Genomic DNA, 21580 nt, shown 5'->3' on the forward strand with positions numbered 1-21580 from the left:
GAGAAAACTATGGCAGAATCCACACATTTTTATGCACTGTTTCAACCAACGCATTACAACGTTTACCTTGATATCAACCGTGCGACCAAGCTGATCTCTGGGACGTCCACCATCACCGGTGACGCCAAAGAGACGAGCATCGCCATTCACCAGAAATACATGACCATCAGCGCCGTTAAAGCCGATGGCAAGGACGTGCCATTTACCTTTGACGACGAGTCCGAAGGCATCCACATCGACCTGGGCAAGACCGGCGAGACCACGGTGGCCATTGACTTCACCGCACCATTGACTGACAGCATGATGGGGATTTACCCCTCCTACTACGAGTTAAATGGGGAGAAGAAGCAATTGATCGGGACGCAGTTTGAAACGACCGCTGCTCGCCAAGCCTTCCCATGTATCGACGAACCCGAAGCCAAGGCCACGTTTGACCTGGCTATCAAGTTCGACGAGCATGACGGCGAAACCATCATCAGCAACATGCCTGAAGTTAAGACGGTTGATGGTGTTCACTATTTTGACACCACAGTTCGCATGTCTTCTTACCTGATTGCCTTTGCTTTTGGGGATATGCAGAGCAAGCTGACGACCACCAAGAGTGGCGTTAAGGTCGGCGTCTTTGCCACCAAGGCACACCAAGCCAAGGAACTCGACTTTGCCTTAGACATTGCCAAGCGCTCGATTGAATTCTACGAAGACTTCTACCAAACGCCATATCCACTCCCACATTCCTGGCAACTGGCCTTACCCGACTTCTCAGCCGGCGCCATGGAAAACTGGGGCCTGGTCACGTACCGGGAAGCCTACTTACTGTTAGATCCCGACAACACGTCATTTGAAACCAAGCAACGTGTGGCCACGGTTATTGCCCACGAATTGGCCCACCAATGGTTCGGTGACCTGGTAACCATGAAGTGGTGGGATGACCTCTGGTTGAACGAAAGTTTTGCCAACATGATGGAATACGTGGCCATCAACGCCATCGAACCCGATTGGCACATCTGGGAATCCTTCCAAACCGGTGAAGCCCCAATGGCCCTCCAACGGGATGCCACGGACGGTGTTCAATCCGTTCACGTGCAGGTTGAAGATCCCGCCGAAATTGACGCGCTGTTCGACAGTGCCATCGTCTACGCCAAGGGTGCGCGGATGCTGGTCATGGTTCGCGCCTTGATCGGTGACGACGCCTTACGTGCTGGCTTGAAGAACTACTTTGCCACGCACCACTACGGCAACGCCACCGGGGCCGACCTCTGGGCCGCTCTGGGGGCCGCTTCCGGCATGAACGTCGGTGCCATCATGACCTCTTGGCTCGAACAACCCGGTTACCCCGTTGTTTCCGCCGCAGTTGTCGATGGCAAATTGACCATTCACCAACAACAATTCTTCGTGGGTGAGGGCAAGGACGCCGGCCGTCAATGGCAAGTGCCATTGAACAGCAACTACGACGCTGCCCCAGCCATCTTTGCGGACACCGATGCCACGTTAGGCGATTACGCGGCGTTGCGTCAGGCCAGCGGCGAACCTTTCCGTTTGAACGTTGGGAACAACTCCCACTTCATCGTGAAATACGATGCCACCTTGTTGCAAGACATCCTGGACAACTTGGAGTCCCTGGACGCCATCACGCAGTTACAATTGCTGCAAGACCTGCGTTTGCTCGCGGAAGGTCGGCAAATTTCTTACGCGGACATCGTGCCATTACTGCCACGGTTCGCCAAGAGTCACTCCGCTGTGGTCAACGACGTGCTCTACGGTGTTGCCAACAACCTGCGGAAGTTCGTGACGCCTGGTTCGACCGAAGAAGCCCAGTTACGGGCCTTGTTTGGCAAATTAAGTGCGCCACAGGCTGACCGGTTAGGATGGTTACCACAAGCTGGCGAATCCAACGACGACCAGTTGACGCGGCCAACGATTTTAAACGCTGCGCTGTATGCCAAGGAACCAGCCACGTTACAGGCCGCTCACGCCATCTTCACGGCGAACCAGGACAAGTTGGCTAGCTTGCCAGCTGCCGTACGGGTTTACATTTTGGCGAACGAGGTGGAAAACTTCGGGAACGCCGACTTGTTTGCCCAATTGTTGAACGACTACCGGAAGTCCAGCGACGCCAGCTACAAGGCCGACATCGCTGCGGCCTTACCAACCACGCCGGACGCTGACTTGATCAAACAATTGATCAATGCGTTCGAAGATGCCGACACCATCAAGCCACAAGACTTGCGGGCATGGTACCGTGGCGTGTTAGCCCACAAGGGGCAACAGGCGGCATGGGATTGGTTACGGAACGACTGGCAATGGCTCGAAGACACGGTCGGTGGCGACATGGAATTCACCACCTACATCACCGTGACGACGGGCGTCTTCCACACGCCAGAACGGTTGGCTGAGTTCAAGGCCTTCTTCGAACCTAAGATCAACACCCCAGGCTTAACCCGGGAAATTAAGATGGACACCAAGGTCATCGAGAGTCGCGTTGACCTCGTCGAAGCCGAAAAGGATGCCGTGAACGCTGCGGTTGCCAAGACGGTGAAGTAAAGCTTAAGTGAATGAAACGGAAGCCCTCATCAGAAATGGTGGGGGCTTTTTCGGTTCTGGATAGGGGAGACGGGGCGTATGGTATACTACAATGAGTTATTGATAGTCTCAATTAAGTTGAAATGAAATGGGTGAAAAATTGTGTCCAAATCAGACCAGGTTAAGTGACCAGAGGTGGATCAAGGTTTCAAGGCGAGGCGGCAGACCGCTCCTCAGGCTGGAACCGGTCCCCACAGCAGGGGACCTTGAATCCACCGCCGGGAACGACAGTAGCACGAGACTGATTTGCACAACAACTGTGGAAGAAGGGCATGGCGTGAGAGAACTCGTCGATTATTTTCAATCTATTCGGATTCGGGGGATGGGCTGGCTGTTGCTGGTCTGCCTGTATTTATTTGGGAACCAACCAATGCTAATTTTGGTGTACATCTACTTAGCCGCGATGATGATTCTGCGGACGTGGTTGGCGCAGTTTCCGCGACTGGCTAAATGGGGACTGACGGCAGTTTACGGCCTCTTGATGGCGTTACAGATTATCTTTGTCTCGGTCGTGGTCTTTCCGGACCGCGGTTGGTCATTCGTGTACTTCCCCGAAAAAATCATCGGGGTCGTCATTGTGTTGTTACCGCTCTGGGTCGAACGCTTCGTGACGACCAACAATCAGGTGGCCTTTTACCTGCCGACGGTCGAAGAGGCGGCAACGGTCAGCTTTGATGAGCTGCGGCAGAGCACTGACAAATTGAGCGACCTGATGAACGATGCGACGGCCGCCAAAGACAAGGTGTCCGTTGACCATTTGAAAACGATATTGGCGGACCTGCCGCGCCACAGTTCCGTGCGGTACATCAATCACGGGACATTGACGGACGACTACTTTGCGGCCGCCACTGCGACGCTAGGCGATGAGCACCTGTACCTGGCTGTTTCTAATACCGGGAGCGCCGCCAGTGAAATGATCTCGGTGGTCACGCGCAAACAGTTCAATCACGTGTCACTGGCCTTTGACCGCGACCTGGCCACGATTATTTCGTACAACGGTGGGGACAACGTCTATCCGCCGGGGATGAACGCGGAAACGCTGGAGTTTTTCCACCAGAAACAGGGGGCGTCGCTCTTGGTCTACAGTTTGCCGGTGACGCGGGCGCAGAAGCAGTTCGTGATTGATAAGATTGCGGAGATCAACCGGGAAGGCAGTGCCTACAACATGGTGGGCCTGGTTTCGAAGCACTCGGCGAAGCCCAATATCCTCTTCTGTTCGCAGTTCGTCTACAAGATGCTCAAGTTGGCGGGTGTCGCCTACTTTGACAAACGAGACGGTGAGGTTAAACCCACAGACTTTATCGAGCAAGATTACTATAAGAAATTGGCGTTTGCGTATGAGTTGAAATTCTAACTGACACCAGCGCTTAAGTAAAAAAGGGACAGAATCGTTTTTGCCTGCAATGGCTCGCGGGTTAAAACGATTCTGTCCCTTTTTTGCGGATGTTCGCTAGTTATTTTGGTGGGGGCCAGGTATACTTGCAAGAATCACTTGAAATAGAAAAAGAGCCTGGAAAAATCCCAGACTCTCAATCAGATCAATTAGTCGTTTAAGTTGTAACGTAACTTCATGTGTTCGGAACCAAAGGTCACCATGTCGCCCAGTAACTTGGTTTGACGGGTGAATGATTCGTTGGACAATTTTTCGTTAGCATCCTTTAAAATCTTCACGTCGGCGCCGTTAACAATTGCGGCATCCGTGTCGTTTTGAATCTTACGGTAGGCACCCATGGCGTCCAAGGCAAAGGTGTTCCGGAAGTCTTCGTACAGGTCGAAGTCCGTGTCACCCAAGAGGGCCGTGGTGCAGCTCAACCAGTACATGTGGTTCATGTTGAAGGTGCCATCAGCATCCTTGTAGGCAGCTGGGGTGTCGTCAACGTTGGCGTAGAAAGGTACGACCGTGTTGAACGTGTTGGCACCAAAGGCTAACCAGTGAATCCCGGCAATGCTGTCGGGCACGTTGTTCCGAATTTGCAAAATGTGGACATCGTGGTTCCGGTTGATCCCGATTGGGCGGAACTTCGTCTTGTCACTTTCGGAGCCGTCGCCGTAAACATCATACTTCGTGTTTTGGAAATGAGAGCTCAGGACGTACTTGACGTCTTCAATAGAGATCTTCCGGTTGGCGTGGCAAATGAATGGCAGGTCTTGACCCTGTGGGTCCTGTTCAACGTCTGGCGTGAAGTACTTTTGACCGAACCAAGCACGGGGGTTGTTGTAAACCGTGTCCTTGTCGGTTGCACTCCCAAAGATGTGACGCAGGTTAACGCCGTCAAAGTCGGGGTTCAGGTTGTAAGTGGCAATCATGTCAGCCAGGTCATCTGAAGCCAGTGTGTCATCGGCGTTGAAATCAAAGTCGTCAATGTTCATCCGGTTAGGGGCAACCACGTAGGCGTCATCTGGAATCCGCTTAGCAGCCCAGTGATGACCACCGATGGTTTCTAACCACCAGATTTCGTTGTTATCGGAGAAGGCGATGCCGTTTGGTTCATAGGTCCCGAATTCCTTCAGGAGGGCACCCAAACGTTCGACCCCTTCCTTGGCACTGTGGATATATGGCAGAACTAAGGTGACCAGGTCTTCTTCACCGATCCCACCGGCAACGTAAGGGTCGATGCCCAAGACGCGGGAGTTCGTGGTGATGGTTTCAGTGGCTGACATCGCGATGTTATCGCTGTTGATGCCGGCTGCTGGCCAGATACCGTTGGTCAGAATTGAGTTAGGAATTGACGTGTAACGTAAGGGGTTATCAGGTAGCTTGATTTGAACGCCACTGATAACGGCTTGGTAATCCCGGGGTTGGTCAGCGGGGTTAACCACGACAAACTTTTCGGGGTCGAGGGCTTCGTGACCATCGTCGTTCCGTGAAATGATGGTTGAGCCGTCGATTGAGGCCTTTTTCCCAACTAAAATAGTGGTACATGAACCTTTAATTCGTTTTTCCATAAATGCAGCACTCCTTTTAACCCATATTATATCATTGTCGTCAGGGTGAAGAGAAGTGGTTCGGCAATTCCAGCGGGCTATTTTTCAGCTGTTTCAGCGTGTTTGTTGGATGTGTCGTCAGTCTTGGAGCGTTGCGCACGCAAGAGGTCTCTGAGCTCTTGGTTCTGTTGCTCGATGGTGGTCAGGCGGTTAACGACCTGCTGATACTCGGAGTCGCGTCCGCGGTTCGCAAAGTAGGTGGTAATCGTACTGGTCAACGCCCCGATAAAGCCAATGCCCACCAGCATCAACAAGGTGGCCGCACATTTGCCGACGACCGTATGCGGGGCTACGTCACCATAGCCGACCGTGGTCGTGGTGGCAATCGCCCACCAGAGGGCCTCGCCCCAGGAAACGTGCTCGGCGTAGGAATACAGGGTGGCCGCCAGAATCAGAATGGCGGTACAGGCCCAGAGGAGGTAGACGAAGCCATTTGTCTTTAGGAAGCCCTTTAGGGTATGACGGAGCTTGCCAATGAAGCCCACGAGTCGGACGAACCGAAAGAGGCGGACCAGTCGAAAGAGCCGCGTGATCCGAGCCAATCGGAAGAAGCTGAAGATGGTACTGAGGGGGATGATGGCCAGGAGGTCAAAGATGTTGTGGCGGAAGAAGGCCCATTTGTGGGGTGCACGCCACAGTCGAACGAGGTAATCCAGCGTAAAGAAGGCCAGAATCCCGTCATCCAGTACGGACCACGGCCAGCGGGTGATGCCAATGACGCCGGAAAAGTCAAAGACGGCCAGGCTAATCGAGATCAAGGCCAGGCCCACGACGATTAAGTTGTAGATTTTTTTAACGGTCGCCAAGGTAATCACTCCCCATAGTCATTTGTCCCTCGTATTAAGATTAGTATGACACGTTTAGATGGCGGATGAGTGTGGGGGCGACTGGTATTGACGGTGGGCTTACTTGGTAAAAGAGTGTGACAAGGGGCGATTAGCTGGTGAGCATTAAGGCTGATAACTGAATAATCCTGGGCTTGGATTGTTTAGTTATCAGTTTTAAGCGGAACCAGCTGCCCTTTGTCACACGTTTCGGCCAGATAATAGGCAACGACAAAAGAGCCCAGGACAAGTCCCGGGCTCAAGGATGATACATAGTTTTAAAAAGATTAGACCGTAGCAGCAACTGGAACAGGCATCATGGCTGGTAAGAGCGCATCGATAATGCCCTGAGTGGCCGTTGGAAAGGCAAAAATCATCTTGTTAAGATCCAGCGCGCTCAGTCGTTGGTCAATGATTAGGGCCAGGACGTTGACGATATCCGGGGCATCCATGCCATAGACCGAAGCACCCACCAATTGGTTAGCATTATTAAATACAGCCGTCAATTCGGCATCGGTTTCGTTCTGATAGGCGAAGGCAAAGAGCTTGCCGTAGGGGATGGTCTGAACGTGGTAACTGTCTGGATCAATGGCCACATCTTCAGTGGTCACGCCAATTTGGGCCAACCGCGGGAGCGTGAAGAGCACACTGGGGATGGCCGGGTAAGCGATGGGGTCCGAGTTACCTAAGATTTGCCCAGCGATGTAGTTCGATTCGAAGATTGCCGTCGGCGTGAGCTTGGGTTGGTCCTTGTCCAGAACGTCGCCACTGGCGTAAATGTTGTCGCCGTTTGCCCGCAGGTGGTCATCGACTTCGATACCACGTGCACTGGAGTAGATGCCGGCGTTCTCTAAGCCTAGGCGGGTGACGTTGGCTTCCCGACCGGTGGCGTCGATGACGTACTGGGTGTCGATGCTCTTGCCACTAGCCGTGGTGACCCGGTAGCCATCGGTGGTGACGTCAACGGATAAGGCAGATTCATTGAAGTAGCAGGTCGCACCGGCTTCTTCTAGGTGGGCCACTAACTTGTCAACGTGCGCGGCATTAAAGCCACGCGCAGCCCGATCACCGTGATCGATGAGGGTGACCTGACTCCCGAGAGCCAGCACCAAGGAAGCAAATTCTAGCGAGATGATGCCTGCCCCAATAAAGGTGAGATGACTAGGTAATTTTGGTAGACTAAGGAACTCACGGCTGTCATGCAGAAATTCATTGCCCACGATGGCGAGGCGTTTAGGCTTTTGCCCGGTGCCAATCACAATGTTGTCAGCCTTGATGATTTCCTTACCAACTTGGATGAGGTGGTTGCCCATCAGAATGCCCCGACCATTGATGATGTCGATCCCCATTTTAGTGAAGAGAGTTGTCATTTGGTCTGGGAGAGAATCAATCACCTGGTGCTTGTAGGCCATGAACTGGTTCCAGTTAACGTTGGTCGTGCTCTGAACCCCGACATTAGCGTATTGGTGAAGCTTGGCAATCAGTTCTGAAGGTCCATCCAGTAAAATTTTGGCATCACAGCCATAGTTGGTACAGGTGCCGGCAACCAAGTCCTTTTCGATAATAACGACTGATTTTCCGGCTTGTTTCAAGGTGACAGCGGCGTGCCAATTGGCGTGACCGCTGCCGATAAACGCGACATCATAGTGTGACATTAACTAAATAACCTCTTTCTGTTTTTGGTCGTGAACGATTGATTCGGGGGACAAAAAACACTAATTTAGCATTTTTTGTAGTTTCTCGATGAGCGCATGGTTCATCTGTAACGCGGCGTTGTACTGAACCGGGTCGATGTTTTGGGCATCGACGCAGATTCGAATCGCGTCAAAGATGGCTGGCTTGGACGTCCGCCCGTATTCCGTGAGGCTGATGATCAATTGACGCCGGTCATCGACCTGGGGGGTTCGCGTGAGCCAGCCGTTGTATTCCATTCGCCGAAGCAGTGGGGTCAGCGTATTACTGCCAAAATCTAGGCGGTCACCTAGATCATGCAGGGGCTGCCGATCATTTTCCCACAGGCTCAATAGCACGAGATACTGGGGATACGTCAGGGAAAACGGCTGAAGCGCTTGTTGATAGAGTTTAATCAGCAAACGGCTAGCGTGGTAAGTTGAGAAACAAAGTTGATTGGCTAGAGTTAAGTCATCCTGCACAGTATCCTCGCCTCCAATTAAGTTGTGTACGATATACTGTACTATAAGCGCATTTGTCTTACCTGTCAACTATCTTCGGGCTATATTGTGAAAAATCCGAGATAATTAAGGCCGTTGTAACCGTCACCGAATCCCGGTTAAATAGGATTGTGGGATGAACTAAAAATTGTTGAATAAATTTTTCCACTAAAAGGTTAACTCACACTATTTACGTAAAATGGCTAAAAGCCAGCCAACTTACAGGCGAGACTGAGGGTTGACGATGGTCGGTCAACGACCAGGGGAGTATTGCGGGCCAACCTAGCGTATAATGGAGCCTAGAGTTAATCCGCAGAAATTAGAAACAAGCATAAGGAGTAGACGTGATGGAGTTAGTGGCAGCACAAAAGGTTTTAAAAACAGTCTTCGGCTACGATGAGTTCCGACCGGGTCAAAAGGCCGTCATCGAACACGTGATGGCTGGCGATAATAGTTTGGCCATCATGCCGACCGGGGGTGGGAAGTCCCTGTGTTATCAAATCCCAGCGATGTTGTTTGATGGCATTACCGTGGTCGTGTCCCCCCTGATTTCTTTAATGAAGGATCAGGTCGATGCGTTAAACGACAGCGGTATCCCCGCCACGTTCATTAACAGTTCGTTGGACTGGCCCGACATTCAGGAACGCTTGAACGCCTTACACAATGGCGTGTTTAAATTACTCTACATTGCCCCTGAACGGTTGGATTCGGCGGCGTTTATTCAGGCGCTGTCAAGTTTGCCAATTGATTTGCTGGCGGTCGATGAGGCTCACTGTATTTCCCAATGGGGACATGACTTCCGGCCCAGCTACCTGGCGTTGAGCACGGCGATTGAACAATTGCCAACGCATCCCCAGGTCTTAGCCCTGACGGCCACGGCCACGGAACAGGTGGCCACCGACATCCGTCAACAGTTGCGCATCGATGCGGCTAACGAGGTCAACACCGGGTTTGCCCGGGACAATTTGAATTTGACCGTGGTCAAGGACCAGGATACGGACCGGTACATTTTAGACTACTTAAAGGTCAACCAGGGCGAAGCTGGCATCATTTACGCCAGCACCCGGAAGGAAGTCGACCGGGTCACCAAACTCTTACAACGGCACCACATTGACGTGGCCCCATACCATGCGGGACTGGACGAAGATGTGCGGCGGCAGAATCAAGAAGACTTTCTCTACGACCGGGTCCAGGTGATGGTCGCCACCAACGCCTTTGGGATGGGAATCGACAAGAGCAACGTGCGCTTCGTGATTCACGCGCAGGTGCCGGGCACGCTCGAGGCCTACTACCAAGAAGCCGGTCGGGCCGGTCGGGATGGATTGCCCAGTGAGGCCATTTTGCTCTACCGGGCCTCGGACCTCCAGATTCAACGGTTTTTCATTGATCAATCCGAAATGGATGAGGAGCACCGCCAACGGTCCTATCGCAAGCTGCAGGTGATGAACCGCTATGCCAACACGCAGGGATGCCTGCAACAGTTTATTCTGCATTACTTTGGCGAAGAGTCCGAACCCTGTGGGCGCTGTAGCAACTGTCTCGATGACCGGGAAGCCCAAGACGTCACCACGGATGCGCAGAAAATTCTGTCCTGTGTTATTCGGTTACGGTCCCGTTACGGCAAGGCCGTGGTCGCGCAGGTACTGACTGGGGCGCACAATCAGCGAGTTCGCGAGAATCATTTAGACGAAGTCACCACCTATGGCATCATGCAGGGCCAGCGACAAAAGGCCGTCGGGGAGTTGATTGACTTTCTGACGGCGGCCGGCTACCTGGCAAGCGTTGGGGGCCAGTACCCGACGTTAAAGGTGACGGCCGAGGGCGGGGCCGTCTTGAAGGGCGACGAACAGGTCTTCCGGAAGATGGCCAGACAGGTCAAACGCCTGGCCCCAGAGGATGATGAACTCTTTGGTCAACTGCGCGCCTTACGTCGTGAATTGGCCGAGGCCATTGGTAAGCCACCATTTGTCATTTTCTCGGACAAGACGCTCCACGCCATCTGTGAAGCCCTGCCGACCGATGACCAGAGCTTCCTCGACGTTAAGGGGGTCGGTCAGAGCAAGCTGGATAAGTACGGCGAAGAGTTTATGACAATCATTCGCGAGTACGTGGCGACAGAACAGGAAAAATCATCAAAAGAAGCTTAATATCTAACGCCAAACGGCCAACGATTAACGGGAGTTTCCCGACATCGTTGGCCGTTTTTTGACGGCATAAAATGGCAAGACGTCTCACGTTGTTCACGTTATGAAAAACGCGACGGTGACCTGTTCGCTGTGCCACGGCGGACGCTTTGACCCGCAAGTGTTGACCTACACCTATCAGGGGAAGAACATCGTTGAAATCCTGGCGATGACGGTTGAGGAGGCGGTCACCTTCTTTGCTGGCACTAAGGTGGCGAATAAATTAACCCACGTGACCAATGTTGGTCTGGACTATTTAGCGCTCGGCCAGCCCCTGAACACCTTGTCCGGTGGAGAAGGGCAACGGTTGAAGATTGCCAAAAAACTCAACAAGCGCGGGAACCTCTACATTTTAGATGAACCGACTACCGGCCTGCATCCCTCAGACATTAAGGTGATGATTCAGATTATTAATTGCCTAGTGGACAAGGGCAATACGGTGCTGGTCATTGAGCATAACCTGGATATCATGCGCAGTGCGGACTGGCTAATTGATATCGGTCCGGACGGCGGGGACAAGGGTGGCGAGGTCCTGTATGAAGGCCCCGTTAGCGGCATCCACCAGGCTGAGCGCTCGGTGACGGCTCGGTATCTGTAAATGAGTCCGTTTCCGGCGGCGAATTCAAGCTGCTCTGCTGTGGGGTCGGTTCCAGCCAAAGAGCGGGCGTCCACCTCGCCTTAGAGCCTGTGAACCGGTCCCATGCTCTAAGCTGAGGAAATTCGCTCAGCTTAGAGCATCGACACAGCTGATCACCTTGATTCGCCTCTGGTCACTAACACTGTCGGCTTGCTTTCATCGTGCCTGACATGTTTAGGTATGCTGAAACCAATAAAAAGATTCGCGTCCGCGCAAAGTTGCGGATGCGAATCTTTTTTGCTAGTCGTTCATTTAATAAAACAGGTTATTCCGTAACCTGAATCCGGAACATGTTCCAGGAAAGCGGTTGGAGCGTGGTTTGTAAGGTGTTATCAGTCAGGGTGACGTGGTCGTTAGGGGTGATGGCCATGGTCTGATCTTCATTGGTTTGTTTGATGTCGTAGCCGGCAAATTGCGTGGCTTCAATCACGGATTGTGCGGTGAGTTCCCGCAGTTCAGTGCTGAAGTCCATGACATCTTCACCCTTATTTTCGGCAAAGACCACGACTTCGTGATGTTCAGGATTGTAGACGGCCAGGCTATCGAGGTAAGGCACGTCGGTAAAGTCCTTACTGTTGTAGGTGTCCGCCGTTTGCTTAGGAGCGAGCGCGATGCCGCGGCCGTACTTGGAGACCTGCATGAATGGGAAGAAGATGGACTGCAGCCAGATGCCGGTGTCATCGGTCATGATAGGCGCAATCACGTTGACTAGTTGGGCCAGGCAGGCAATTTTTACCCGGTCGGCATGCTTCAGCAGCGTGATCAGCATGGTCCCGACCATCAGGGCATCCTCAAAGTTGTAATGGTCTTCCAACAGATGTGGGGCATTTTGCCAGGGTGCGGTCTCATCATCTTGCTTGTGGGAGTGGTACCAAACGTTCCATTCATCCAAGGCTAGATTGAGCGTCTTATCGCTGTGTTTACGGGCCTTGACGGCGTCACACACGGCGACGATGCCACTGATAAATTCATCGAAGTCGACGGATTTGGCTAAGAAATTGTGGAGGTCGTTTTCCTCATTATCATAGTAACGGTGCAGAGAGAGGTATTGCACGTCGTCGTAGGTGTGGTCGAGAACGGTTTCTTCCCAGCTACCAAACGTGGCCATTTCCCGAGTGGAACTGCCGCTGACGACCAGGTCTAGGTCGGGGTCGACCAGCCGCATGACCTTGGCCGTTTCGTGGGCCAACTTGCCATACTCCTCGGCGTCCTTGTGGCCAATCTGCCAGTCGCCATCCATTTCGTTACCCAGGCACCAAGTCTTGATGTTAAAGGGTTCTGCGGCGCCGTTTTGCTTCCGCAGATCACTCCAGTAGGTGCCACCGGGGTAGTTACAGTATTCAACCAGGTTGCGGGCGGCATCGATGCCGCGACTACCCAAGTTAACGGCCATATCGGGCCGCGTGCCGGTCTGTTTCGTCCACTTCATAAATTCATGGAGGCCAAACTGGTTGGTTTCAATGCTCCGCCAGGCCAGGTCCAGCCGAGTTGGCCGTTGGTCTTTCGGCCCAATGCCGTCTTCCCAGTTGTAGCCAGAAACAAAGTTCCCACCGGGGTAACGAATCAGGTCGATGTTGAGGCCCTTAACGGCTTTGACCACGTCCTGCCGAAAGCCATTGGCATCGGACAGGGGATTCCCCGGGTTATAAAGGCCATCGTAAACGCCACGGCCCAGGTGTTCAATCAGGGCACTAAAGACACGGTCATCGATTTTAGAAATCTGATTGGTCGGGTCGACGGTTAATTTTCCTTGCATGGAAGTTTTCCTCCTAATTAGGTATGTGTCAGTTATCGGTGAATCTGGTACGTGTTTACGTGTGATAGAAGTCCATAGGTGTGAATAGATACGTAAGAAAATAACTATCTACACTAGAAAATCTGGTGACGATAAAGCAGAGTGAAGGGGGGCTAAGCGGATGTGAGCCGCAGGGTTGGTGAAACTGGGCCAGTCGTGGGAGTGACCAGAGGTGAGCCAAGCCGACCAGCTGTGTCGGTGGTCTTGGCTGAAGTTCTTTTTCAGCCTAGTCCACGGGACAACTTTTGCGACCGGTTCTCAGGCGCAAAGTTGAGGTGGAAGCCCGCCTTTTGGCTGGAACCGGCCCCACAGCAGGGCGGCTTGAGCGCACCGTCGGGAATGGACGCGACGAGGCCCAGTTTCACCAGCCCGGAGGCGCAGACAACATCCGCGTAAACCCCAAAGAAAAGAGGGGCGGCCGCGATTGGCCTCCCCTCCATTTCAAATCTAATTACTTAAGCGTTGACGGTCATTCCTGACTAGTCGCCGTTTCAGTCTTAGCATCAGGTGCTTCAACTTCACCAGCTTGGACAGGGTCTTCCTTCTTCAACATGAAGGCAGCGAACAAGGTAATGAAGAAGACAACGACACCCATGATAACGTAAGTGTGTTGGTAACCAATCTTGTCGTACATGCTCCCAGCAACGGTTGAGAAGATGAAGACGGAAATCTGTTTAGCGAAGTTCGACGCGAGGGCGTAAACCGTGGCGTACAAACGAATATCAAAGGCACCAGCGATGTACTTCATAATAGAAGTTAACAGCAATGGCATTTCTAGACCAGCCAACAGACGGAAGCCGACGATCCAAATCCAGTTAGGGGATAAAGCAGACCCTAAGATCCGGATACAAGTCAGGAACCCGTAGATGATCAACCCGTTCCGAGAACCAATCTTGTTGATGATCCAAGGCATTGGGAACATTAAGCAGAATTCAATGGCCGTTTGGGCGGAACTCATGTAAGAGTAAACCAAGGTCCCTTGAGCGGCGGTGTCAAAGAAAGTCTTGAAGAAGATGATAAATTGTTGGTCAAAGACATCGAATAAGGCAGAAGCACCCATGTAGAAGATCGCCAAAACCCAAAGGTTCTTGATCTTGAACACGGAAAGAACCGTCTTCATGTCCAGGGAGTCGGAAGTATCACCGGCAGCGGAGGCATTGTCCATATCAACTTTGTCAGAGAAAAGTAATAAACCAGTTAAAATAATAGCAGCAATGGTACATGCCCAGAAGATTGAGTTTGGTTTCCAGAGGAATACTCGACCGGCAACTAATGAAGCGACAACCCCGGCAACGGAACCACCAACCCGTGAGTGGGCGTATTCGAAACCGTTGGCTAAACTAGCACGTTGAACGTATTGTTCAATAACGGAAACACCACCGTTTAAGATGAAACTGAGGAAAGTCCCAGTCACAATGGCAACTAATACGGTGTTAATGTGCAGCAATGGCATGAAGGCCCATTGGAAGTAAGGCCCGATGAAAATCCCGACTATGGAAATCGTTAAGATCAAGGTCTTCTTGAAGAGTAACTTATCGGAAACAACCCCGAAGACTGGTTGGAAGATCAAGGAAATTCCGGCCATCATGGAGAAAATCATCCCGGATTCAGTCCCGTTTAAATGGGCAACTTGTTCCAACCAAAGGGTTAAATACCCGTTGACGACAGCCCAGATAAAGAAGTAACTAAAGTGAGAGAATGGGAACCCCCAGAAATGTTTTGATTCAGTTTTTGCATTATCCATTTTTTATTTCGCCCCTATTTGTAATTGTATGGAACTGGCTTACCAAAGTTTGGTGTGCCATCATCATTCCAAGTGAACGGCTGAACCATCGTGTGACGGTTTGGATCGTACAGTGGGTCGCCCTTGATGTCGGTGTAGTTCCGGCAGTGGTAAACCAAGATATCAGTTTTATCATCTTCGGCAACCGTGAAGGAGTTGTGACCGGGACCATACTGTTGAATTGGCATGTTGCTTTGGAAAACAGGTGTCTTGGACTTGGTCCAGTTGGATGCGTCCAGTAAGTCAGCATCTTCGGGAACACTCAGCATCCCCATAGCATAGTTCTCATCGGTCGCGCTGGCGGAGTAGGTGAGGAAGAACCGACCGTTACGGTGTAACACGGCAGGACCTTCATTGACCCAGAAAATCTTCGTTTCCCAGTCGTATTCAGGCTTCGTCAGCATCACTGGCTTGCTCTTCAACGTCCAAGGATTTTCCATCTCAGCGATGTAGATGTTGGAGTTCCCTTTGATTGCGGGATCCTTTTGCGCCCAAACGTAGTATAACTTGTCTTGGGCTTCAAAGACCGTGGCATCCAAAGCGAAGGTGTCCATTGGCGTTTCGACCCGGCCATGTTCGATCCAGTCGGATTCGTCACGCATGGGATCTGGATTGTCACATTCAATACAGTACATCCGGTGTTGGAACATCCCGTTGTGGTCGAATTCCTTGGTGTGGGAAGCGGCGAAGTAGATGAACCACTTACCATCAATGTAGTGTAATTCGGGTGCCCAGATCAATTGGCTCATGGCACCGCTACCATCTGGATGTTTACGCCAGATAGTCCGGGGTGCCGCGTTAGCTAACCCGTTTAAGGTTTTTGCTCGGCGAATTTCAATTAAGTTGTAGGCAGGCACCGAAGCAGTGAAGTAGTAGTAACCATCAGTGTGCTTGTAGATGTAAGGATCTGCCCGTTGAACAATGAGTGGGTTGATGTAATCCTGTGCTTGTACCATATTAAATCAATCTCTCCTTTGATTGGATAATTTGTAAGGACCTAAAATTGCTATTTCCAATAAATCCTAATAAATGATTACATATGAAATATACAACCGGATGAAAACGCTGTCAACCACTTTTGTTAATCTTTCTACAAAAAAGTTTGTTTTTCGTGTTTGGGTTAACTATAATATTAAATGTTAGCGGATACAACGCCGATTAGTTTTGATTTAGTTAACCAAATGGTAAATGTTAAAGAGCAAAAAACTTTGTGAAGAGGGGCGCATTACGATGCAATTAGATTTAACGGAAACATCTTTACCGGTTTACGAGGCCTTGGCAAGCCCCGTCCGATTGAAAATCATTCAATTGTTGTCCGGTCAACCGATGAGCGTCCAAGATTTGGCTGGTCATCTGGATTTAAGCAGTGCCATCGTCACTAAGCATCTGCGTAAGTTAGAGACGGCCGGGTTGATTGTCAGCAAGCGGGTCGGTCATCAAAAGATTTCTTCCTTACATGTCGATACGATTGAGGTCAAGTTCCCCCAGGCCATTTATCCGGACTTCAAGGTTCACCAGACCACCATCCCGGTGGGCCACTACACGGAGTACTCTGTGCAGCCGTCGTGTGGGTTGGCCGGTCCCGATGGCTATATTGGTAAGGTAGACAATCCCAAGTTCTTCATGTTTCCCGAGCGGATGAATGCCGGGATGATCTGGTTCAACGACGGTTACGTGGAGTACCGCACGCCTAACTTCTTACAACGCGGGGAGCACCTGGAGATGCTCGACTTGTCCGTGGAGTTGGGCTCGGAATTTCCGTTCTCCAACAATACCTGGCCGTCCGACATTACGTTTTCCATTAATGGTAAGGAAATTGGCACGTGGCGGAGTCCCGGCGACTTTTCCGATATCCGCGGAAAGTACACGCCAGACTGGGTGCCGGACAACGTCAACCAGTACGGCATTCTCAAAATCTTGCGGGTCACGGACCATGGCACCTATCTGGATGGGCAACCCTTCACCGATGTTTGTTTGGATGATTTACCAACGGATCAGGAGACCTGGACCATTCGTTTCGAGGTTAAAAAAGATGCTAAAAAGTCCGGTGGCTGTACTATTTTCGGCCAGGGATTTGGCAACCATGACCAAAATATTGCGTTGTCTGCCTTCTATAGTTAATTGTCTAATGAATTCCGATTATTATGATATTTATTTGAAACGGGCGCCGAAAACCGGTAGAATAAGTGCATTGATGAGGTGCTAACATGGAAAATAAATATCAGAAAGTCAAAGATGGCTTAAAAGAAGATATCATCTCGGGCAAATATCAGGTGGATGAAAAGCTACCGACAGAGTCCGAGTTAATGAAACAATACGCGGTGAGCCGCTACACGGTGCGCCGGGCAGTGGGGGATCTGGAAAGTGATCACTTCATTTACCGGATTCAAGGGGGCGGCATGTTCGTCCAGGACTGGCATAAGGACTGGTCAACGCCAACCGACACCAAGCTGATTGGGGTCATTACCACCCACATCGCGGATTACATATTCCCGAATATCATTTCTGGAATCGACCAGGTGTTGTCTAAGGCCGGTTACTCAATCTTGATCAGTAACACGCATAACATGCATGATAAGGAGCGTAAGAGCCTCATCAACATGTTGGACAGTAAGGTTGCCGGGCTGATTATCGAACCGACCCAGAGTGCCTTGCCCAATCCTAACGAGGACCTTTACCAGGAAATCAAGGATGATGAGCTCCCCACGTTGTTCATCAACGCGCACTATCCCAAGCTGGACTTTCCCTACGTGGATACCGATGACCTGACCGCCGAACAGAGCATGATGCGCTACCTGTTTGACCTGGGGCACAAGAGTATCTTGGGAATTTTCCAGGTGGATGATATCCAAGGGGTCTACCGGATGAACGGGTTTGTCCGGGCCTACCAGGAGCATCCCGAGTATTCCTATATGAGTAACATTATCATGTACCAATCGGGGGAATCATCCGAGAAAATCTATGAACGCATCAACGGTTACCTGCAGCAAACAGAGGCCCCAACCGCCATCGTCTGTTACAATGACCAGCTGGCGATTCGTGTAATCGACTATCTGAAGTCTAACGGCGTTCGGGTACCGGAAGATATTTCGGTCACGGGCTTTGACAACTATCAGATTGGGGAATACTTCACGCCATCCCTGACGACCATGAATCACGAGAAGGAACGCATGGGGGCCGACGCGGCCAATGCCATGATCAAATTTCTGAACCATGATCAGGTTGAGAACATCACGTACCAACCAGAAATTGTGAAGCGTCATTCAGCGATTAAGCTACCTGATGGGGAATAGCCGTCTGAGTTGATCAATAACGAGTATGAGAGAGCGAACTTGGTGAAACTGCCGGGTTCGTTTTTTTTGAGGTCGAAATGGATTCGGTAAATTTAGCATGCGTGGTGTGAGTTGTTAGAGACGACAGTGAATCAGGTCAGTTACTTATCCGGATAAGTACATAATCCAGGCAACAACCAACCTTTTAGACGCCAGATTTGGCGAAAATAGGTCAGTTTCACCCGGTTATCTTCCACTTTATGGACGATAATTTGGTTGTATTTTGAAAGAAGCAATGATTACGAGTCCCACAAACCTTTGATACGACTGAATTAAACAAATAATCCGTACAAATATAATTTGTTCTTGATTTATGCGAATAAAAATTGTACAATTCTTGTGTTGAGTCATAAGTTACAGAATTAACTAGCCGACAGAGCTATGGAGGTTAATCGCATGAGTGCGGAGAATATTATTCAGGATGTTGAAAGCGGTAACATCTCGTTGGGAATCGAACTAGGTTCCACACGGATCAAGGCCGTCTTAGTCACTCCCGACTTTAAAACGATTGCTTCAGGCAGTTACGTTTGGGAAAACGAGTTGAAGAAGGGCGTTTGGACGTATTCCTTGGAAAACGTTTGGGCCGGGATTCAAGCCAGTTACCAAGAAATGGCTGCGGAAGTACAAACGAAGTATCATGTTCCCTTGACCAAAATTGGGTCAATTGGGGTCAGTGCCATGATGCACGGGTACATGGCCTTTAATGAAAACGATGATCTGCTGGTGCCATTCCGCACTTGGCGGAACAACATCACGGAACAGGCCGCCGATGAGCTGACGGACTTATTCGACTTTAACGTGCCCCAACGTTGGAGCATTGCGCATCTGTACCAAGCCATCCTCAACCAAGAGGACCACGTCAAGGACGTGACGTTCTTCACGACGTTGGCCGGCTACGTGCACTGGCAACTCTCCGGTGAACGGGTCATTGGCATCGGGGATGCCTCCGGGATGTTCCCAATCGACAGTTACACCAAAGATTATGATGAAAAATTATTAGAAAAATTCAGAGACGTCAAGTCCGTCCGTCAGTACCACTGGGATATCAAGGAAATCTTGCCCAAGGTACTCTTAGCGGGTCAACCAGCCGGTACCTTAACGACTGATGGCGCCAAATTATTGGATCCGAATGGCAACCTGACCGCTGGTAGCGTGATGGCACCGCCTGAAGGGGATGCGGGGACCGGGATGGTCGGCACCAACGCCGTCCGCGAACGGACCGGGAATATTTCCGCTGGGACGTCCGCCTTCTCCATGGTGGTCTTGGACCAACCTATGAAGGCCGTTCACCGCGACATTGACTTGGTCACGACCCCAACGGGTTTGCCAGTTGCCATGGTCCACACCAACAACTGTTCTTCCGATATCAACGCCTGGGTCAACCTGTTTAAGGAATTTGCCCAAACGATTGGTGTTGACTTGAAGCCCGACGAATTGTACGGCGCGCTGTTTAACAAGTCAACGGAGGGTGATGCCAACGCCGGGGGCCTGTTGAACTACAGTTACCTCTCCGGTGAAAACATCACCAAGATGACGGCTGGTCGGCCACTGTTTGTCCGGACACCCAACAGCAACTTCACCTTAGCCAACTTCGTGAAGACGCAGTTATACGCCGCGTTTGCCCCATTGAAGATTGGTATGGACATCCTGGCTAACGAGGAACACATTCATTTGGATTCCTTGATTGCCCAGGGTGGGCTGTTCCGGACACCTAAGGTCGGTCAACAGGTCTTAGCCGACTCGTTGAACACGCCGATCACCGTCACCAGCAATGCCGGCGAGGGTGGTCCTTGGGGGATGGCAGTCCTTGGCTTCTACGTCACGGACAAGGATACCAACGAAACGTTGGAAGACTTCCTGGACAACAAGGTCTTTGCCAACCCTGACAGCACCACGGTCGACCCTGACCCAGCTGGTGTGCAAGGTTCGAATGAATTTATCGCCGGTTACAAGGCCGCCTTACCCGTTGAAGGCAAGGCCGTCGACTTACTAGCTGATTAATTACTGATAGTTAAGGAGAAAGAATATGCTTGAAGATTTAAAACAAGAAGTTTATGAAGCCAACATGCGTTTGCCAAAACTTGGCCTGGTCTCATTCACCTGGGGCAACGTCTCCGGGATTGACCGGGAAAAAGGCTTGTATGTTATCAAGCCTTCCGGTGTCGATTACAATGACCTGAAGCCAGAAGACATGGTTGTCGTGAGTGTCGCCGATGGCAAAGTCGTTGAAGGGGATATGAACCCTTCCAGTGATACGCCGACCCACACGTACCTGTACAACCATTTTCCAAATATTGGTGGGATTGTGCACACCCATTCACCTTGGGCCGTTTCCTTCGCCGCTGCTAAGATGGACATTCCAGCCATGAACACGACGCATGCCGACACCTTCTACGGTGACGTGCCCGCTGCCGATGCCTTGACGCAGGAAGAAATCGAAGAAGACTACGAAGGCAACACGGGGAAGACCATCGTGAAGACCTTTAACGAACGGGGCATCGACTACGAAGCCGTTCCCGCTGCCTTGGTTAGCCAACATGGTCCCTTTGCTTGGGGCCCAACGCCTGACAAGGCCGTTTACAACGCCAAGGTGCTCGAAGTGGTTGCCGAAGAAGACTACCACACGGCCCAGTTGACGCGGGCTAACCGGGAGTTGCCACAGTATTTGCTAGATAAGCACTACCTCCGCAAGCACGGCGCCAACGCCTACTACGGCCAAAACAACGCCAAGTCCAAGGAACACGCCGCTCGCGAGTAATACCCTTGCCGGAATGCCTCGCCAAGTAGGTACGCCATCCCATGAGGCACGGCCGAAGCCATAGAGCGGTCTTCGGCCTTGGGACCAAGCCTCACAAAGGCGTGAGTCTTGACCCCATCCAGTGATGTAAGCCCGGAAGAACGCCGGCCTAACATCACTACCACGGGATTCTGTACCTACTTAGCTTCGGCGGCAACGATAGAACTACGCGGAGCGACTGTCGTTCCTTGAACAGACATTGTTATAGTCAGTCGCACGCTAGGCTAGTGTGAGTGTGATCGTTGTGGGCATGATTCATTAGGGTTCATGCCTATGATGCCTATATGAATTGGTATTTATATAAAGCTATTGATTCATATAATTGATAGCGTAGGTAATCAACTTACACAAAAAACAATCGTCTGACTACGGGTTAAACGTATGTTAGCCGCAGGGCGGTGAAAATGAGTCCAGCCGTGGGAATTGCCTTAGTGGCGTGAGCCGCTTAGGCAATTGATAGCTTTGCGACTCGGTTCTTAGAGGCGCAAAGTAA

Annotated in this window: 15 protein-coding genes; 8 read left to right on the plus strand and 7 right to left on the minus strand. The window is 51.2% G+C overall.

The features are described from left to right. The first annotated feature begins 9 nt into the window (after positions 1-9). Both ACEPST_RS09775 and ACEPST_RS09780 read left to right on the plus strand, forming a co-directional pair. Complete coding sequence (locus ACEPST_RS09775; RefSeq protein ID WP_204121086.1) at positions 10-2541, plus strand: M1 family metallopeptidase; 2532 nt, start codon at positions 10-12, stop codon at positions 2539-2541. A 316-nt stretch (positions 2542-2857) separates the two neighbouring features. After that, positions 2858-3934 carry a hypothetical protein gene (locus ACEPST_RS09780; RefSeq protein ID WP_204121085.1) on the plus strand — a complete coding sequence of 359 codons (1077 nt, stop codon included), beginning with the start codon at positions 2858-2860 and terminating at the stop codon, positions 3932-3934. Between the two features lie 188 nt (positions 3935-4122). On the opposite strand, the gene ACEPST_RS09785 is transcribed toward ACEPST_RS09780, so the two are convergent. The 4 genes from ACEPST_RS09785 to ACEPST_RS09800 all read right to left on the minus strand — a co-directional run bounded on the left by ACEPST_RS09785 (position 4123) and on the right by ACEPST_RS09800 (position 8542). Then, positions 4123-5526 carry a C69 family dipeptidase gene (locus ACEPST_RS09785; RefSeq protein WP_204121084.1) on the minus strand — a complete coding sequence of 468 codons (1404 nt, stop codon included), beginning with the start codon at positions 5524-5526 and terminating at the stop codon, positions 4123-4125. A 77-nt stretch (positions 5527-5603) separates the two neighbouring features. Further along, the gene (locus tag ACEPST_RS09790; RefSeq protein WP_204121083.1) at positions 5604-6371 is read right to left on the minus strand and encodes an ion transporter; all 768 of its coding nucleotides are present in this window, start codon (positions 6369-6371) and stop codon (positions 5604-5606) included. A 305-nt stretch (positions 6372-6676) separates the two neighbouring features. After that, complete coding sequence (locus tag ACEPST_RS09795; protein ID WP_204121082.1) at positions 6677-8044, minus strand: dihydrolipoyl dehydrogenase family protein; 1368 nt, start codon at positions 8042-8044, stop codon at positions 6677-6679. A 60-nt stretch (positions 8045-8104) separates the two neighbouring features. Next, the gene (locus ACEPST_RS09800) at positions 8105-8542 is read right to left on the minus strand and encodes a MarR family winged helix-turn-helix transcriptional regulator (protein WP_204121081.1); all 438 of its coding nucleotides are present in this window, start codon (positions 8540-8542) and stop codon (positions 8105-8107) included. A gap of 365 nt (positions 8543-8907) precedes the next feature. Between ACEPST_RS09800 and recQ the strand changes: the two genes are divergently transcribed. Both recQ and ACEPST_RS09810 read left to right on the plus strand, forming a co-directional pair. Continuing rightward, positions 8908-10707, plus strand: coding sequence for a DNA helicase RecQ (gene recQ, locus ACEPST_RS09805; protein ID WP_204121080.1), 1800 nt, complete (start codon positions 8908-8910; stop codon positions 10705-10707). 100 nt (positions 10708-10807) lie between these two features. Continuing rightward, positions 10808-11341 carry an ATP-binding cassette domain-containing protein gene (locus ACEPST_RS09810; RefSeq protein WP_204121079.1) on the plus strand — a complete coding sequence of 178 codons (534 nt, stop codon included), beginning with the start codon at positions 10808-10810 and terminating at the stop codon, positions 11339-11341. Between the two features lie 304 nt (positions 11342-11645). Here ACEPST_RS09810 and ACEPST_RS09815 read toward each other — a convergent pair whose 3' ends face one another. From ACEPST_RS09815 to ACEPST_RS09825, 3 genes are all read right to left on the minus strand, one after another. Beyond that, a complete protein-coding gene (locus ACEPST_RS09815) occupies positions 11646-13136 on the minus strand; it encodes an alpha-N-arabinofuranosidase (protein WP_204121078.1) in 1491 nt (496 codons plus the stop codon). Between the two features lie 508 nt (positions 13137-13644). Next, positions 13645-14919 (minus strand): oligosaccharide MFS transporter, encoded by a 1275-nt coding sequence (locus tag ACEPST_RS09820; protein WP_204121077.1) that lies wholly within the window; start codon positions 14917-14919, stop codon positions 13645-13647. Positions 14920-14933: 14 nt separating this feature from the next. Beyond that, positions 14934-15914, minus strand: a complete 981-nt coding sequence (locus tag ACEPST_RS09825) for a glycoside hydrolase family 43 protein (RefSeq protein ID WP_204121076.1) — start codon at positions 15912-15914, stop codon at positions 14934-14936. Positions 15915-16188: 274 nt separating this feature from the next. Between ACEPST_RS09825 and ACEPST_RS09830 the strand changes: the two genes are divergently transcribed. The 4 genes from ACEPST_RS09830 to ACEPST_RS09845 all read left to right on the plus strand — a co-directional run bounded on the left by ACEPST_RS09830 (position 16189) and on the right by ACEPST_RS09845 (position 21048). Beyond that, a complete protein-coding gene (locus tag ACEPST_RS09830; protein WP_203642853.1) occupies positions 16189-17079 on the plus strand; it encodes an ArsR/SmtB family transcription factor in 891 nt (296 codons plus the stop codon). Between the two features lie 86 nt (positions 17080-17165). Further along, positions 17166-18251, plus strand: a complete 1086-nt coding sequence (locus tag ACEPST_RS09835) for a GntR family transcriptional regulator (RefSeq protein WP_204121075.1) — start codon at positions 17166-17168, stop codon at positions 18249-18251. A gap of 435 nt (positions 18252-18686) precedes the next feature. Further along, on the plus strand, positions 18687-20291 hold the full coding sequence (locus ACEPST_RS09840) for a xylulokinase (protein WP_204121074.1): 1605 nt from the start codon (positions 18687-18689) through the stop codon (positions 20289-20291). A 25-nt stretch (positions 20292-20316) separates the two neighbouring features. Next, a complete protein-coding gene (locus ACEPST_RS09845; RefSeq protein WP_203637477.1) occupies positions 20317-21048 on the plus strand; it encodes an L-ribulose-5-phosphate 4-epimerase in 732 nt (243 codons plus the stop codon). The last annotated feature ends 532 nt before the right edge of the window (positions 21049-21580 follow it).

The organism is Levilactobacillus sp. FUA 3915 (genome assembly GCF_044053135.1).
GTDB classification, from domain to species: domain Bacteria; phylum Bacillota; class Bacilli; order Lactobacillales; family Lactobacillaceae; genus Levilactobacillus; species Levilactobacillus lanxiensis.

Excerpts from the sequence above, each read along its gene's own strand:
- ACEPST_RS09775 (WP_204121086.1), top strand. The coding sequence starts at position 10 with ATGGCAGAATCCACACATTTTTATGCACTGTTTCAACCAACGCATTAC.
- ACEPST_RS09785 (WP_204121084.1), bottom strand. The coding sequence starts at position 5,526 with ATGGAAAAACGAATTAAAGGTTCATGTACCACTATTTTAGTTGGGAAA.
- ACEPST_RS09795 (WP_204121082.1), bottom strand. The coding sequence starts at position 8,044 with ATGTCACACTATGATGTCGCGTTTATCGGCAGCGGTCACGCCAATTGG.
- recQ (WP_204121080.1), top strand. The coding sequence starts at position 8,908 with ATGGAGTTAGTGGCAGCACAAAAGGTTTTAAAAACAGTCTTCGGCTAC.
- ACEPST_RS09810 (WP_204121079.1), top strand. The coding sequence starts at position 10,808 with ATGAAAAACGCGACGGTGACCTGTTCGCTGTGCCACGGCGGACGCTTT.
- ACEPST_RS09815 (WP_204121078.1), bottom strand. The coding sequence starts at position 13,136 with ATGCAAGGAAAATTAACCGTCGACCCGACCAATCAGATTTCTAAAATC.
- ACEPST_RS09820 (WP_204121077.1), bottom strand. The coding sequence starts at position 14,919 with ATGGATAATGCAAAAACTGAATCAAAACATTTCTGGGGGTTCCCATTC.
- ACEPST_RS09825 (WP_204121076.1), bottom strand. The coding sequence starts at position 15,914 with ATGGTACAAGCACAGGATTACATCAACCCACTCATTGTTCAACGGGCA.
- ACEPST_RS09830 (WP_203642853.1), top strand. The coding sequence starts at position 16,189 with ATGCAATTAGATTTAACGGAAACATCTTTACCGGTTTACGAGGCCTTG.
- ACEPST_RS09835 (WP_204121075.1), top strand. The coding sequence starts at position 17,166 with ATGGAAAATAAATATCAGAAAGTCAAAGATGGCTTAAAAGAAGATATC.
- ACEPST_RS09840 (WP_204121074.1), top strand. The coding sequence starts at position 18,687 with ATGAGTGCGGAGAATATTATTCAGGATGTTGAAAGCGGTAACATCTCG.
- ACEPST_RS09845 (WP_203637477.1), top strand. The coding sequence starts at position 20,317 with ATGCTTGAAGATTTAAAACAAGAAGTTTATGAAGCCAACATGCGTTTG.